This window comes from Brevundimonas sp. AVps7 (assembly GCF_058681545.1).
Genome location: NZ_CM178742.1, coordinates 2,180,792 through 2,195,566 on the forward strand (window position 1 = coordinate 2,180,792; position 14,775 = coordinate 2,195,566).

The window sequence follows — 14,775 nt, forward strand, 5'->3', positions numbered from 1 at the left end:
CAGAGACCGCATCCAACGCCCGATGGACGTAACGTCGCCATGCGGAACGGCGGCCCACGCATCATTTTCCCGTAAACCGAGACGCGCGAGGGCCATTGCAACGACGTCATCGGACGGGGGCGAGGCCATCGAGGCGGCGCTGGCAGGACCACAGCCGGCCGCCGATCCGGCTTGATCGTCACGCGTTCGCGGTCGGATCGTCGGCCGCCAGTTCTCTCGCATCCGCGCCTCGCGTCCATGGCAGGGTCCCGGTCTGGCGCTCAATCATCCGATGCACCCGGATCGGCTCGTTCTCGTCCTGCAGGGCGTGCAGCAGTTCGATATTGGCCAGGTCCGCCCGGGTGCGACGCGTGTTGTGCCGCACGTAATCAAGCCAGGTCGCAACGTGATAGCGCTCGACCCACAGGCCCCGATCGCCGAGGTCGCGCAGCAGCCGCCATCCATGCGCCCCGTCGCGGCGACGGATGCGCCGGCGCTCCGACATGGCGGTGAGGAAGGCCACAAGCCGGTCTTCCGGGATCCTGTACTCCACCGTGACGACGATCGGTCCGCTGCGAGGCTCGATCGGCACATCGGTCTCCGGCTCCCTGAACCGGTCGAGCGGATCGAGATCCAGCGCCTCCGCATCAGGCAGCGACAGAGCGAAGCCCAGCGCCACGGCGGCGATCTGCGCGCCGGCGGCGACCAGCAAACTGAAGGCCACCCCATGCGTGTCGGTCAGCCAGCCGAACAGGGCGCTGCCCGCCGCCATGCCCCCGAAGACCGCCATCTGATAGATCGACAGGGTCCGGGCGACGACCCAACGCGGCGAGGCCAGTTGCACCGAGACATTGAACGTCGACAGGGCCAGCACCCAGCCCGCTCCGGCGAGGGCAAGCGCCGGCAGGGTGATGAACGCCCAGGGGCTGATCGCGGAGACTCCTGCCCCGAGAGCCAGCGCGACGCCGGCCGACCGGACCAGCCCCTCGTTGGACATCCGCGATCTCAACCGGTTGCGGCCGAAGGCTCCGCCAACCGCCCCGATCCCGAAAGCGCCGAGCAGCAGGCCGTAGACCAGGGCCCCGCCGCCGACGAGGTCGCGCGCAATCAGGGGCATCAGGGCCGGGATGGCGCTGGCCCCCACGCCGAACGTCGCCGCCCGGATCAGCACGACCCGCAGGTTCGGCGACATGGCCACGTAGCGAAGCCCGGCTTCGATGGCGAGGCCCAGCCGTTCGGGCGGCAACAGTTTGGGCGAAGGCGGCTGTTTCCATCGGGCCAGGACCGCGATCAGTCCGATGTAGCTGACGGCGTTGATGGCGAAGGCCGCCGCGGCGCCCAGCGCGGCGACGATGACGCCTCCGATCGCGGGGCCCAGGCTGCGGGCGATGTTGAAACCCATCCCGTTCATGGCCACAGCGGCCGGCAGGGCGGGACGGGGCACCATGTCGCCGACCGACGCCTGCCAGGCCGGGTTCTTCAGCGATGTCCCGCAGCCGATCAGGAAGGTGAAACCAAGCAGCAGCCAGGGCGTCAGCACGCCGAACGCCGCACAGATCGCCAGAGCCGCCGACACGACGAGCATGAAGATCTGGGCGATCAGCATCAAGATGCGGCGATCGTGACTGTCGGCCAGGGCTCCGGCCGGCAAGGACAGCAGCATGATCGGCAGGACCGTCGCGGTCTGAACCAGGGCGATGAGCTGGGACGAGGCGCCGAGCGCCGTCATCATCCAGGCCGCGCCGACGGTCTGGATCAACCCGCCGAAGTTGGACGCCAGGTTGGCGGTCCAGACCGACCGGAAGATCGGCGATCGCCATGGCGACCGGGCGGCCTCGGCAGAAGCGTCTGATGAGTCCATTCGCAACGGTAACGCCCGACGGCCCCCCACGCACCCGCGGGCAAGAAAAATGGGCCGACCCTCGTCGGAGGGCCGGCCCTGGATCGCTTGGCTGGGAGAAGAAGCCTGCGAAAGAGATCAGAAGGTGTAGCGCAACCCCGCAAAGAACTGGCGGCCGGTGTGGCTGTAGACGTTGAGGCGGTTGGAGGCGTCGACGTACTGGTCGTTGAACTCGTCCGTCAGGTTGATGCCCTCGACCGAGACCTTCAGCCGCTCGGTGATGTTGTACGAAGCCTGGGCGTCGAAGTTCAGCGTCTCATTGGTGCCGTGCACCGAGTTGCCGTCGTTGCCCGGAACCTGGGTCAGATAGCCCGCGCGATAGGCGGCCGACCCGCGGATCGAGAACCGGTCGGTCTCGTAGTACAGGGTGAAGTTCGCCGCGTTCTTGGACAGGCCGACCAGGGTCTCGTTGATCGTCGGCGCGCCGGCGGTCGTCGAGGTGAGATACTCGATGTTGGAGTCCACGAAGGTGTAGTTCGCCTGGACGCCGAAATTCTCCAGCCAGCCGGGCAGGAAGTCGAGACGCTTCTGCACGTTGATCTCGAAGCCCGTCAGATCGCCACCGGGCGAGTTCACGGGTTGGCTCACCACGAAGAGGTCGGTCGGCAGGGCGGTGGTGCCGGTCAGCAGGCTGGAGGGAAGACCCAGTTGGTTGAACGGGATGTCCTGACGCAGGGTCTGAACGAAGGTGTTGATCTTCTTGTAGAAGACACCGATTGCGAACAGGCTGTCCGCGTCGGGGTACCATTCCAGCGAGAAGTCGACGTTGTCGGACTTGGTCGGCAGGATGTTCGGGTTGCCCGACGAGAAGCTGCGGTTCGCGCCTTGGATGCCGACGTCGCCACCGGGGGTCAGGACCGCGATCGACGGCCGGGCGATCGTCTGCGCGGCCGACAGGCGGGCCACGACGTCTTCTGTCAGGTCCACAGCCAGGTTGGCGGCCGGCAGGAACATGTCGTAGTCGCGGCGGGCGCGGACCAGGTCGATCGTCGTGCCGACTGCAGCGAACCCGTCGGAATACTGCTCGGTCAGGACGTAGCGGGCGCCGATGTCGCCGCGCCATGGCATGCCCAGGGCGTCGAAGCGGAAGTCGACCTGCCCGTAGGCGCCCATGTCCTTCTCGTCGACGGTGATGTACTGGCCGCGCGCCGAGGAGTTGTTCAGCCCCGTCAGGGCATAGATGCCGGTGTTGGAATAGATATTGTAGGTCGCGATGAACCGGTCGAGGTCGGGGGCCAGCCAGCTTGTCGGCGATCCGCCCGGCAGACCCGCGTTGCGACCAAAGCCCGAGAAGACCCGCGACACATCCGCCAACTGCTGAGGTGTCAGGGTCTGCACCACGGTCTCGCTCGTGCGGTACTGGCCTTCGGAGTCGAAGTGGAAGCGACGATAGTCGAGGCCGGCCTTCAGGGTGATGTTGTCGCTGACGTCCCACTCGCCGTAAGCCTTGGCGGTCGAGAAGGTGTTGATGACCTCGTTCGGACGAATGCGGACTTCCGACGTGCCGGTGATCATCGACCAGTTGGTGGGGTTGGTCAGGTCGAAGCCGAAGTCGAACTTCGGCATCCGCGAGCGGAAGTCGTAGGAGAAACCGTTGGTGTTGGCGCGGTCGAAGGTGACGATGGTCGAAACCGGGTTCGAGAACTCCGACCGCGAATAGCCGGCCACGAAACCGGTGCGGAAGGTGTCCGACCAGTTGCGGGTCCCGGTCAGCGTGTACTGCTGGAACTGGGTCTGCAACTCGTCATGGGCAGACTGGGTCCGCACGTCGACGGCGTCGAACACGCCCTGGACCAGGTTACGGCCCACGACCGTGCCCGAACGGATGATCGTCTGCGGTTTGCCGGTGCCGGCGCGGCTGAAGCCGATGGCCTGCAGCTGGGCCTCGTCGCGGGTCGCCTGGACGTCGGAGTACAGAACGTCGAGGCTGATGGTGGTCAGGTCGTCCGGCCGGAACTGCAGCGAGCCCGTCAGACCGAGACGCTCGGTATTGTGGTCGTACTGGACGTAGGCCGGGATGCGCGGGTGATACAGCGCCGTCGCGGTGTTGGAGTCGTTGATCTGGCCGATCGTATAGCCGTTCAGCGTCGAGGCGGTGTTGAAGCCGCCGTTGGCGCCGCCGAAGGTCCAGCGCGTGATGTTGGCGCCCTCCTCCAGGATGTGGCGCTGTTCGTAGGCTGCGGAAACCAGCAGACCCAGACGACCGTCCATCCAGGTGTTGGAGGCCAGGAAGGTGAAGCGCGGCTGCACGTCGCGCGCCATGTCGTTGTAGCTGGCCTGTACACCCATCACGAGGGTCGGCTCGCTGTAGTCGAACGGCCGCGCGGTCTGAAGATCGACCGTGGCGCCCAGCGAACCTTCCTCGACATCGGCCGAGGCGGATTTGCGCACGGTCAGGCTGTTGAACAGCTCGGAGGCGAACATGTTGAAGTCGAAACCGCGCGTGCGGTTGGTGCCGCCCGAGTTGACCGTGCCGCCGGTGGTGGCGATCGCCTCCATGCCGTTGACGCGGACGCGGGTGTATTCCGAACCCAGGCCGCGCACCGAGATCTGCCGGCCCTCGCCGTTCGACCGGGAGATGGTGACGCCCGGAACCCGCTGCAGCGACTCGGCCAGGTTCAGGTCGGGGAAGTCGGCGATGTCCTCGGCCTTGATGACATCGACGACGCCGCTCTCGCGCCGCTTGGCGGCGACGGCGCTCTGAAGGCTGGCGCGGAAGCCGGTCACGACGATCTCGTCGACCTGGTCGGCCTGCTGCTCATCGGCGGCGGGAGCGTCCTGGGCCTGGGCGGCGCCGGCCGCGGCGGCCATGGCCAGCACGAGAGCCGAAGCTCCGGCCTTCAGACAAACGTGGAACTGCTGCGACGTGCGCATCGATAAATCCTCCCCAGGTCGCCCGCTGTCGCGGATCGTTTTTGGCCGACGCCGAGGCGCCCATTGATCCCGCAAACCTTGCTGGTCCGCGTAGCTTCGAGTGGACTGTAGGATTGGGAAACCGGCGTAAGCCAATCCCAATCGGGCATGGACCGATGCAGGACGTGAACCAATCCAGCTCCCGATTGACGCCTGACGCATAGATGACAGAGTCAGACGGTTGGCGATCCATAGCCGATCGCGCTGAAATGTCGCGCATTCATGCCGTTTCTGGATCGGTCGATAGCCGGATTGGCTTGGACCGTCCGATACCCGCCCCCTATCGTTCCCCTGGATCAAACGCCCGCAGAGGCGGCGGCCGGCGTCACATGACGCCAAAGGGAACGCGCAGCGCTCAGGGGTCGGACTTCCGTTCCGTATTCCGGTCATCGCATCCCGCCGCACCGAGGAGGAGGCCGAGACCATGACCGACACCACCGCACCTGCCCCCGTTTCTGGCCAGGCCAAACGCACCCGGGTCCGCTTCCTGATCCTGCTGCTGATCTTCCTGCTGACGACGATCAACTATGCGGACCGCTCCACATTCTCGATCGCGGGCGACGCGGCGTCGAAGGACCTCGGCCTGGACCCGGTCGAGATGGGCTACATCCTGTCCGCCTTCGCCTGGGCCTATGTGCTGGGCCAGATCCCCGGCGGCGCCCTGCTCGACCGGTTCGGCACCAAGCTGATCTACGCCATCGCCATCGCGGCCTGGTCCTTCTTCACCCTGGTCCAGGGCTTCTCCGGCTTCCTGACCGGCGGCGCCATCTTCGTCGGCCTGTTCGCCATGCGCTTCGCCGTGGGCCTGGCCGAGAGCCCCTCCTTCCCCGGCAACGCCCGCCTCGTCGCCGCCTGGTTCCCGGGTTCGGAGCGCGGCTTCGCCTCCGCGGTCTTCAACTCGGCCCAGTATTTCTCGCTGGTGGTCTTCGCACCCCTGATGGGCTGGCTGGTCCACACCTACGACTGGCATTCGGTCTTCTTCGTCATGGGCGGCCTGGGTCTCGTCGCCGCCGTCGTCTTCTGGCAGCTGATCCACTCCCCCGTGGAGCACCCCTCCGTGAACCAGGCCGAGCTCGACTACATCGAAGCCGGCGGCGGTCTGATCCGCATGGAGGAGAAGGTCGTGAAGGCCTCCGCCTTCACCTGGCCCAACGTCAAACAGGTCCTGTCCAGCCGCATGCTGATCGGCGTCTTCATCGGCCAGTACGGCATCAACGTCCTGACCTATTTCTTCGTCACCTGGTTCCCGATCTACCTCGTGAAGGAGCGCGGCCTGAACATCCTCGAGGCCGGCTTCGCCGCCGCCGCCCCGGCGCTCTGCGGCTTCGTCGGCGGCGTCCTCGGCGGCGTCATCTCCGACGCCATCCTGAAGCGCACGGGCTCCCTGACCCTGGCCCGCAAGACTCCGCTCCTGATCGGCATGATCCTGGCCTCGACCATCATCGCCTGCGTCTACATCCAGCAGGAGTGGCTGATCGTGGTGGTCATGGCCGTGGCCTTCTTCGGCAAGGGCATCGCCTCGCTCGGCTGGGCCGTCGTCTCCGATACCTCGCCCAGGGAGCTGGTCGGCGTCACCGGCGGCATCTTCAACACCTTCGGCAACTCGGCCGGCATCGTGACCCCGATCGTCATCGGCTACATCGTCGCAGCCACCGGCTCCTTCGACGGCGCCCTGTGGTTCGTGGGGCTCCACTGCATCCTCGTGGTCGCCGCCTATTTCCTGATCGTCGGCAAGATCGAGCGCCTGACGCTCAAGCCCGCCAGCGCCGCCTGATGGCCGCCAGTCGTCGCGCCTTCCTTGGCGGTTCCGCCGCCGGCGCCCTCGCGCTCGCCGCTGCCCCGCGCGCAAAGGCCGCGACGACCCTGCGCATCTCCACCCCCATGTCGCCGCCCGACTGGGCCCTGCTCCAGCGCCAGCTTCTCCACGCCAACGCCGAGGCCTGCCAGGTCTTCTACGAACGCTATTTCGACGAGCGCGGCTATTTCCTCTGCTTCGAACGCTGGGGCGCCAACGACGGCCCCGACGACGCGATCGAGAACTTCAACGACTGGCCCCTGCTCCACGCCCTCGGCGGCGCCGAGATCGTCAAGTCGATGTACACGCAAGGCTGGGAAGGCCACCTGCGCCAGTTCACGGCGGCCAAAACCACCGAGGTCGAGATCGCCCGCGAGGGCATGTTCTACAAGGAATTCAACGTCCAACTCGATTGGCAGCACCATGCCGAGGAGATGACGCTGTTCCACGTCCAGGGCCTGTCGGACCCGAACAATCCCCGCTTCCACGACCGCGCCCGACGCTTCAGCGCGATGTATATGGGCGAGGACGCCGACGCCCCGAACTACGATCCCGAGCACAGGATCATCAGGAGCCTGATGAACGGTTCGCGCGGCCCGATGCTGCGCAAGGCCACCGCCCTGGACTGGGCCGGCGACCCGTTCGACACCGCCGGCTTCTTCATGGAGCACGGCGAGGACACCTACGAACAGACCCTGCACCACTACGACGAATACACCGACGTGGTCGGCGACCACCCGCTGAACCTGTTCGCCACGACGCTCGCGCTCAACGCCTTCATGATCGACCACGAGCCCAAATACCGCGACTGGCTGCTCGGCTATGTCGACGCCTGGGCCGAGCGGGCGAAACAGAACGACGATCTGCTCCCCTCCAACGTCGGCCTCGACGGCGTCATCGGCTCGGCCGCGGACGGCAACTGGTGGGGCGGGACCTACGGCTGGGGCTTCTCCCCCGTGAACCCTGTCACCGGCCTGCGCGAGGACCGCAGCCGCGTGCTGCGCACCATCCTCGGCTTCTTCAACGCCTACCTGCTGACCGGCGACGACAAATACCTCGACACCTGGCGCAGACAGGCTGACCGGCTGAACGCTGAGAAACGCACCGTCGACGGCCAGGTCCAGACCCCGACGATGTACGGCCCCGACGGCTGGTACGGCTGGAAGAACGGCCTGCACCAGACCAACAGCCTCGACATCTGGTGGTTCTCGATGAAGGCGTCCGACCGCGCGCGTGCGCCGGACCATCCCTGGGTCGCGTATCTGGAGGGCCGCAATCCCGACTTCCCCGAGGCGGCGCTCCGCGACGGGCTGGCCCAGGTGGCCGCCCGCGCGGAGTTGCAGCGCCGTGACACCACGACGCCCGACACCCGCCTCGCCGACGCCGTCCTCGACATCAATCCGGCGCGGGTCACCGCCCTGATGCAGACCATGATGGGCGCCATCCATATCGGCCGCCCGGGCTGGTCCCCGACCACCGCCAACGCCGGCGGCTCGCCCCTCTACGCCCGCCTGCGCTACTTCGACCCGGTCGAGCGCCGCGCCGGCGTGCCCTTGGACGTCGCCGCCCTCGTCGACCGCATGACCGACGACGAAACCGCCGTCACCCTGGTCAATCTCAACGTCACCGAGGCCCGCACCGTCACGGTGCAAGGCGGCGGCTACGGCGAGCACCGGATCCGCTCGGTCACGATCGGAGACGCGCGTCAGGCGGTGGATGCGGCGACGTTCACCGTCACCCTCGCCCCGGGGGCAGGCGCGCGTCTGGTGCTGGCGATGGACCGGCATGTGAACCCGCCGACGCTGCGCTTCCCTTGGGATCGGTAGGGTCCGGGGACACCGTTAGTCCAATCCCCGCTTCCGAGCCTCGGCGGTCGTTCACTGCGTCCGCGTTCCGCGCGGACCCCAGCCGCCCTCCAGCGCCGGGTCAGGCTTTTCAGGACCCGAACGATGGCGAACAGAAAGACGCTACTTGCGCGGCTGAAACGCCCTGCCGCGATTTCCGATCATCACCCAGCCGGCATTCGTCGGCTCATAACCGCCCTTGGCTTTCGCGACGGCCAGCCCGAGAACGGTGAGTTCCGGTCCCCGGCTCTCGTTCGGCGGGCGAGCGGGATCGACCATGTCGAGGAGCGCATCAATGCGTTCGGGGTCGGTCATCATTGTGCGAGGTCCCAGTGAGGGTGAGGAAGGGCGACGCGCCAGCCCTAGCCTATTCCTCGTCCCAAGGGGGCGGTAACTGACCCGCCTTGAACAGGATCGTGGGGTTCTCATCGTAGTCCCCCATCTCTGTGTCGGCTGACGCGGCGAATGCGACCACGCCGAGCCGCAAAGGTGCAAGACGTTCGGCCTTGCGTCGAGCCTCTTCGGCGGTCTTGCAACCCTGCTGCTGCTCAGACTTCAGGCCTTTTCCGCGACCCTGCACATAGGTCTGAATGATGTAGACGGTCTCGACGGCCATAGGCGACTCCACTGGGGGTCGCCTTAGAGCACGTGTCGGTTCTCCGCCCGGGGTCAAATGACCGCTATCGACCCTTAGCGGACGCTTCCGACGGCTATCTTCTGCGCTTGCGCCGTGTATCTTTGGTCAACTTTGCAGGAGCCTGGGATGCGGAACATAGGTCTGGTCAGCGCTGCCGTGATCGCGATGGCGGCCATGGCAGGGGCAGTGGCGGCTTCCGCACCGCCTGTCATGCAGTCTCAACCGCCGATCGATAGAAGACTCCTCAGTGGCAGTGCGGAGGTTTCAGGCGCACGGGTGGAAAATGTGATGGGCGAAATCCTGTCGATCGTGGGCATGGCTGAGGACGATGGCCTGAGCGGAGAGCCCGCGCAACAGAGAATCAAGCGCCATCTGCAAGATTACCTTCATCACAATCTCAACACAGTTGGTAGATTACTGTCAGAAGAGCAATTGTTGATTACTCTTATTGTGGCGCGTCGGGAACTTATCGACACCAACCAACTAAGGAGTGGCAGTGACGGCGACCTTGCCATTTCCGCCCTGGAGGCCGAGCAGGAAGCCGGATGGCGTGCGGACAGGAACAACAGGGCCGGTCGCAACCCGTTCGGCGGCACCGGCACCGGCGGCCGCGGTGCCGGTGCGGGCCAACCCGCGACAAACGCGGGCACGACCGGGATCCGGCGGAGCCGGGCGACCTATGACTCTGATCTCGCCGGGCCGAGGTGGTGAGGCGGCTGGGGGCGGTCAGTCGAGGGTCTTGAGACCGGCTGCGGTAACGTCTGAAAACCACCCGTAGGCGACCTTCGCGAAGTCCGGTTAGAATGGGATCGTGCACAAGCCCCTGGCCCTCCTCGCCCTCACCCTCGCGCTCGCCACGCCCGCCTCCGCCCAGGATCGCTGGATCGCCGGCTGGACCTGGGCGCCGTCCGCCAGTCTCGGCCCGGTCGTCGCAGCATCGCTGCCCAATCCCAACGACGTGCGCGGCCCGCTCGGTCCCTCCGAGGTCTCCGACCAGACCCTCAGCCAGACCCTTGTCGTCGCAGCCGACGGCGACCGCATCCGGGTCCGGTTCTCCAACCTCCACGGCGCCGCCCCTGTCCGCATCGGCGCCGCCAGCGTCGCGGTCGGCGACGGCGCGCCCGTTCCGATCACCTTCGACGGTGCCCCGGGCGTCACCCTCCCGGCCGGCGTCCCCCGCCTGTCCGATCCCGTAGCCCTCCCCGTCCATGCGCTCGACCGGTTGACCATCAGCACATACCTGCCGGACTCCACGCCCCTGCCCGTCCACCGCATCCGCCAGGTCCTGCGCGACGGCGACGCGACCGGCTCGGCCGTCCCCGCCGACGCCTCGCCCCTGCGTCTCGGCACCCCGATCACGGCCGTCGAGGTCGAGACCGACGCCCCGGTCAACGTCATCGTCGCCTTCGGGGATTCCATCACCGAGGGCACCGGCTCCCTTCCCTCCGGCCCCGGCGGCTGGCCCGAGCGGCTGGCCCGGCGGATGGTCGAGGCCCACGCCCCCTGGGCCGTCGTCAACGCCGGCATCGGCGGTAACCGCCTGCTGTACCAGGGCTCCGGCCCGTCCGGCCTCCAGCGTCTCGACAGCGACGCCCTGGTCATTTCCGGCGCCCGCTGTCTGATCCTGCTGGAGGGGATCAACGACCTCGGCCGCCCGGCACGACCGGAGTACGCGCATGAGGCCATCACCGCCGAAGACCTGATCTCCGGCTACCGACAGGTCATCGCTCGCGCCCATGCCGCCGGCTTCCGCGTCATCCTCGCCACCCTGCCCCCATACGAGGGTGCCAACTATTTCACCGAAACCGGCGAGGCGATCCGTCAGGCCGCCAACGCCTGGATCCGCACCTCAGGCGAGCCCGACGCGGTCATCGACTTCGACGCCGCCGTCCGTGACCCGGAGCATTCCACCCGCCTCCTCGCCGCCAACGACAGCGGCGACAAACTCCATCCGTCGGACGGGGGCTACGCGGCGATGGCGCAGGCCATTTCGCTCGATGTCTGCGACTAGCAAACTTCATCGAAGATGTGCCGTCTGGGCCGACTCTGCGCTCCAGCCCCATTCCATTTTGCCGCCTCTGCGGTCGAGCCCGATTCTATTTTGCCGGAATGGAGTCGATCACGTCCCCTGCTTCAGGAAGGGGGCCACCTGGAACAGCCGCCGCTCGTCGCCGCGCGGGTCATCGACCGGCCGTGTGTCGACATCGAAGATCATCGTCGGCCGCCGCTCGAGGTCATAGGGGGCCCAGGCCGGGATGGCGGCATTGTTCGGATCGCCGGTGCGGGCGAAGGCGATGAAGGTCTCGCTCATCCTTCGCGCCACCTCGATCGCCTCGGGCCCTGTTCCGGTCTTCGACGTCGGCTGGTGGCAGTTGTCGAAGGCCAGGGCGATGTCGAACGAGTGATAGGCGCCCAGCCTAGGCTCGACCGGCGAGCCGAAATCGAGCTGGTACATCCAGGTCCGGTCCCCGATCCGCGCACGCTCCTGGGCCTGGATCAGATGGCCAGGCCGGGACCGGCCGCAGGTCGCGGCCGCGAAGAAGACGTCGACCGGGCTCATTTGCGGGAACCTCGCCCGGTACCAGTCGACGACATACTGGGCGTTCAGGTCGACCACGAACTCGGGCGCCAGCTTGGCCGCCACCGTGTCCCAGGTCAGGCTGAAGTTCCGCTCGTCGTTCGCGGTGAAGGCGCGCGCCTCGTCGTGGGTGTTTCCGATAATCATCGGAATATGTGCGCTTTCTCTGGGCGCATCGGGGACGAAGGGGTGCCTCGGCAGGGTGTCGTGATCCATCACCGACCAGAAATAGATGCCGCCCTTCTCGATCGGATCGTCCATCGACAGCGCTTCGACCAGCCGGCCCATGGGCAGGGTCGCCAGCTCCCCCGCCCGCTCCGGCGTCAAGCTTAGATGGTCGAGGAAGGCCCGCATCCTGAGTTCGGCATGCTGCGGCCCCATGGCCGTCACATGCTGGCCGCTCATGGTGATGACCTTGTGGAACAGCCCCGCCGCCGACGGCATGGCCATCAGGGTCACCAGCTTGGCCCCGCCGCCGGACTGGCCGAAGACGGTCACGTTGTCCGGGTCCCCGCCGAAGGCCGCGATACTGTCCCTGACCCACTCCAGCGCCAGCATCAGATCGAGGTTGCCCACGCTGCCCGACCTGGCGAAGTCGCCGCCCAGAACCTGCCCCAGCCCGTTGTAGCCAAAGACGTTCAGCCGGTGGTTCAGGGTCACCACGACCACATCCCCCCGCCGACACAGGGCGGCGCCGTCATACAGCGGGCTCGATCCCGAGCCGTTGGCGTGGGCCCCGCCGTGGACATAGACCATGACCGGCCGCCCCCCTCGACCAGAATGCCTCCGATCGTCGAGCGCCGGGGTCCAGACGTTCAGGAACAGGCAGTCCTCCGACTGGTTCGCCTCGTCCGACCTCTGCGGGCTGGCCGCGCCATAGGAAGTCGCCTCGACCACCTCGGTCCAGCGCCCCGGCGCCACCGCCGGCCGGAACCGCCGCACCGCCGTATCGGCGCCGTAGCGGACGCCCTTGAAGACCTTGATGTCCTGATCGAGATAACCCCGCACCGGCCCGTGCCGGGTCATCGCCACCGGCGCCGCCCCCTCCGCGTGGACGCCTCCGGGCATCAGGGCCGCCAGGGCGACAGTTCCTGCGACGACGGTACGGCGGGTGGGCATGGAGGTGTCCTTTCTAGGGGGCCTGTACGTCCTCCACCTGGGCCGAGATCAGCTCAAGCAGCGGTTTCAGGCTCGGATTGTCGTTGTCCTTGCGCCACGCCACGAAAAGCTCGACCGGGCGTTCCGGGACGGTCTCCAGCGGGCGGAACTCCACCCCCTCGAAATGCAGCTTGGTCGCGGCTTCCGGCACCACGGCCGCCCCGATCCGGGCGTGGACGAGGGCCAGGATCGAGTGGATCTGGGCCATGTGCTGGACATAGTTCGGCGACACCCCGGCCTCGTCGAACATCGCCGTCAGCATGGTGTGGAAGTATCCCGCGCCCTCGGGCGCATAGGTGACCATCGGCAGGCCGTCGAAATCGGCCAGGGTCAACCGCTCCTTCTCCAGCCGGGGATCGCCGCTCGGCAGGGCCGCGACGAGGGGTTCGGTCAGCACCCGCACCTTGTCGAACTCCGGCCGGGTCAGGGGCGGTCGGACGAGGCCGAGGTCGATGCGCCCGGTCAACAAGGCCTCGACCTGCTCGCCCGAGACCAGCTCCCGAAGCGCCAGGTCCACGTTCGGCAGCTTCGTGCGGGCCAGATCCACGAGGTTGGGCAGGAAGCTGTAGCCCGAGGCGGCCGTAAACCCGATCGCGACCCGCCCGGCATCCCCCTTGCCGATCCGTCGCGTGGCAAGGGCCGCGCTCTCGGCCAGCCTCAGGATGCGTTTGGCCTCGATCAGGAACGACCGTCCCGCCGGCGTCAGCCGCACCGACCGGCTGGTCCGATCCAGCAGGACCACGCCTAGGATCCGCTCCAGCAGTTGCACCTGACGGCTCAGCGGCGGCTGGGTCATGTTCAGTCGCTGGGCCGCCCGCCCGAAATGCAGTTCCTCGGCGACGGCGACGAAGCACCGCAGCTGGCTCAGCTCAAACATGATCGGTCCCGCCCTTTTTCAGGCGGACCATGCTAGGCGCTCCGGACCGGGCCGGACAGGCCACGGTTCTTATCCGTTCGCCGCCAGCTTCGGCGCCGCCGGCTGGACCCGTGCGATGAGGGCCGACAGCTCGGCCAGCTCGGCCTCCGACAGATCGACCAGCGGCATCCGAACCGGCCCGGCGCTGCGACCGATGGCGGTCATGCCCGCCTTCACGATCGAAACCGCATAGCCCTTACCCTTGTTGCGCAGGGCGATGTACGGCAGCACGAAGTCGCGCAGACCCGCCATGATCGTCGCATGATCGCGGGCGCGGACCGCCTTGTAGAAGTCCAGCGCGAACTCCGGCACGAAGTTGAAGATCGCCGACGAGTAGGTCGTCACGCCCATCTCCAGATAGGCCGGCGCGAAGGTCTCCGCCGTCGGCAGGCCGCCGACATAGGTCAGGCGATCGCCCATCCGGGCATAGACCTTCATCATCAACTCGATGTCGCCGACGCCGTCCTTGAAGCCCACGAGGTTCGGGTTGCGGTCGCACAGCTTCTCGAGGGTATCCTCGTTCAGCACGGCGTTGTCGCGGTTGTAGACGATGACGCCCAGCTTCGTGGCCTTGCAGACCGCCTCGACGTGCGCCGCCAGGCCTTCCTGTCCGGGGACCATGAGATAGGGCGGCAGCAAAAGGACGCCGTCGGCGCCGTTGGCCTCGGCGGACTTCGCCAGATCGACCGCGATCGCCGTGCCGTAGCCGCAACCGGCCACGACCGGGGTCTTGCCGGCGGTCTCGTCCACGGCCGCCTTGACCACCGCGGTCACCTCGGCCGGCGTCAGGGAGAAGAACTCGCCCGTGCCGCCCGCGGCAAACAGGCCGGCCAGCTCGTACTCCAGCATCCAGCCGCAGTGCTCGCGGTAGTCCTTTTCAACGAACTGATGCGCGCCGTCGAAATGGGTCACGGGGAACGACAGCAAACCGCCGCCGATCGTCGCGGCCATTTCCGCGGGCGTCATTCTGGACATGGGATTCCCCTCACTGTTCGACGGCCTCGCCGCCCGGCGCCATTGCCGCGCCTTGTCCAAACGGTATCGGGGGGTTCGAT

Annotated in this window: 11 protein-coding genes; 4 read left to right on the top strand and 7 right to left on the bottom strand. The window is 67.2% G+C overall.

Annotated features, from left to right (window positions below; genetic code table 11):
- Positions 1-178: 178 nt before the first annotated feature.
- A complete protein-coding gene (locus ACW17Y_RS10890; RefSeq protein ID WP_492035723.1) occupies positions 179-1,840 on the bottom strand; it encodes an MFS transporter in 1,662 nt (553 codons plus the stop codon).
- A gap of 117 nt (positions 1,841-1,957) precedes the next feature.
- Entirely contained in the window at positions 1,958-4,753 is a 2,796-nt protein-coding gene (locus ACW17Y_RS10895; RefSeq protein WP_492035724.1) for a TonB-dependent receptor, read from the bottom strand.
- Positions 4,754-5,216: 463 nt separating this feature from the next.
- Between ACW17Y_RS10895 and ACW17Y_RS10900 the strand changes: the two genes are divergently transcribed.
- Both ACW17Y_RS10900 and ACW17Y_RS10905 read left to right on the top strand, forming a co-directional pair.
- A complete protein-coding gene (locus ACW17Y_RS10900; RefSeq protein ID WP_492035725.1) occupies positions 5,217-6,566 on the top strand; it encodes an MFS transporter in 1,350 nt (449 codons plus the stop codon).
- Positions 6,566-8,413 (top strand): DUF8034 domain-containing protein, encoded by a 1,848-nt coding sequence (locus ACW17Y_RS10905; protein ID WP_492035726.1) that lies wholly within the window; start codon positions 6,566-6,568, stop codon positions 8,411-8,413. Before ACW17Y_RS10900 ends, ACW17Y_RS10905 begins: the two co-directional genes overlap by 1 nt.
- Before the next feature lie 141 nt (positions 8,414-8,554).
- On the opposite strand, the gene ACW17Y_RS10910 is transcribed toward ACW17Y_RS10905, so the two are convergent.
- Together ACW17Y_RS10910 and ACW17Y_RS10915 are read right to left on the bottom strand one after the other, a co-directional pair.
- Complete coding sequence (locus tag ACW17Y_RS10910; protein WP_492035727.1) at positions 8,555-8,746, bottom strand: hypothetical protein; 192 nt, start codon at positions 8,744-8,746, stop codon at positions 8,555-8,557.
- Positions 8,747-8,798: 52 nt separating this feature from the next.
- Positions 8,799-9,047 (bottom strand): hypothetical protein, encoded by a 249-nt coding sequence (locus ACW17Y_RS10915; RefSeq protein ID WP_492035728.1) that lies wholly within the window; start codon positions 9,045-9,047, stop codon positions 8,799-8,801.
- Positions 9,048-9,194: 147 nt separating this feature from the next.
- On the opposite strand from ACW17Y_RS10915, the gene ACW17Y_RS10920 reads away from it, so the two are divergent.
- Both ACW17Y_RS10920 and ACW17Y_RS10925 read left to right on the top strand, forming a co-directional pair.
- Positions 9,195-9,779 (top strand): hypothetical protein, encoded by a 585-nt coding sequence (locus tag ACW17Y_RS10920; RefSeq protein WP_492035729.1) that lies wholly within the window; start codon positions 9,195-9,197, stop codon positions 9,777-9,779.
- Positions 9,780-9,879: 100 nt separating this feature from the next.
- Complete coding sequence (locus ACW17Y_RS10925; RefSeq protein ID WP_492035730.1) at positions 9,880-11,079, top strand: SGNH/GDSL hydrolase family protein; 1,200 nt, start codon at positions 9,880-9,882, stop codon at positions 11,077-11,079.
- A gap of 108 nt (positions 11,080-11,187) precedes the next feature.
- On the opposite strand, the gene ACW17Y_RS10930 is transcribed toward ACW17Y_RS10925, so the two are convergent.
- The 3 genes from ACW17Y_RS10930 to kdgD form a co-directional block, all read right to left on the bottom strand.
- On the bottom strand, positions 11,188-12,765 hold the full coding sequence (locus ACW17Y_RS10930; protein WP_492035731.1) for a carboxylesterase/lipase family protein: 1,578 nt from the start codon (positions 12,763-12,765) through the stop codon (positions 11,188-11,190).
- A gap of 13 nt (positions 12,766-12,778) precedes the next feature.
- Positions 12,779-13,681, bottom strand: a complete 903-nt coding sequence (locus ACW17Y_RS10935; RefSeq protein WP_492035732.1) for a LysR substrate-binding domain-containing protein — start codon at positions 13,679-13,681, stop codon at positions 12,779-12,781.
- A 69-nt stretch (positions 13,682-13,750) separates the two neighbouring features.
- Positions 13,751-14,695 carry a 5-dehydro-4-deoxyglucarate dehydratase gene (gene kdgD / locus ACW17Y_RS10940; RefSeq protein ID WP_492035733.1) on the bottom strand — a complete coding sequence of 315 codons (945 nt, stop codon included), beginning with the start codon at positions 14,693-14,695 and terminating at the stop codon, positions 13,751-13,753.
- Positions 14,696-14,775: the final 80 nt, after the last annotated feature.

Bases quoted from the DNA above. Each gene is read 5' to 3' on its own strand.
- ACW17Y_RS10890 (WP_492035723.1), bottom strand. From the start codon at position 1,840: ATGGACTCATCAGACGCTTCTGCCGAGGCCGCCCGGTCGCCATGGCGA.
- ACW17Y_RS10895 (WP_492035724.1), bottom strand. From the start codon at position 4,753: ATGCGCACGTCGCAGCAGTTCCACGTTTGTCTGAAGGCCGGAGCTTCG.
- ACW17Y_RS10900 (WP_492035725.1), top strand. From the start codon at position 5,217: ATGACCGACACCACCGCACCTGCCCCCGTTTCTGGCCAGGCCAAACGC.
- ACW17Y_RS10905 (WP_492035726.1), top strand. From the start codon at position 6,566: ATGGCCGCCAGTCGTCGCGCCTTCCTTGGCGGTTCCGCCGCCGGCGCC.
- ACW17Y_RS10910 (WP_492035727.1), bottom strand. From the start codon at position 8,746: ATGACCGACCCCGAACGCATTGATGCGCTCCTCGACATGGTCGATCCC.
- ACW17Y_RS10915 (WP_492035728.1), bottom strand. From the start codon at position 9,047: ATGGCCGTCGAGACCGTCTACATCATTCAGACCTATGTGCAGGGTCGC.
- ACW17Y_RS10920 (WP_492035729.1), top strand. From the start codon at position 9,195: ATGCGGAACATAGGTCTGGTCAGCGCTGCCGTGATCGCGATGGCGGCC.
- ACW17Y_RS10930 (WP_492035731.1), bottom strand. From the start codon at position 12,765: ATGCCCACCCGCCGTACCGTCGTCGCAGGAACTGTCGCCCTGGCGGCC.
- ACW17Y_RS10935 (WP_492035732.1), bottom strand. From the start codon at position 13,681: ATGTTTGAGCTGAGCCAGCTGCGGTGCTTCGTCGCCGTCGCCGAGGAA.
- kdgD (WP_492035733.1), bottom strand. From the start codon at position 14,695: ATGTCCAGAATGACGCCCGCGGAAATGGCCGCGACGATCGGCGGCGGT.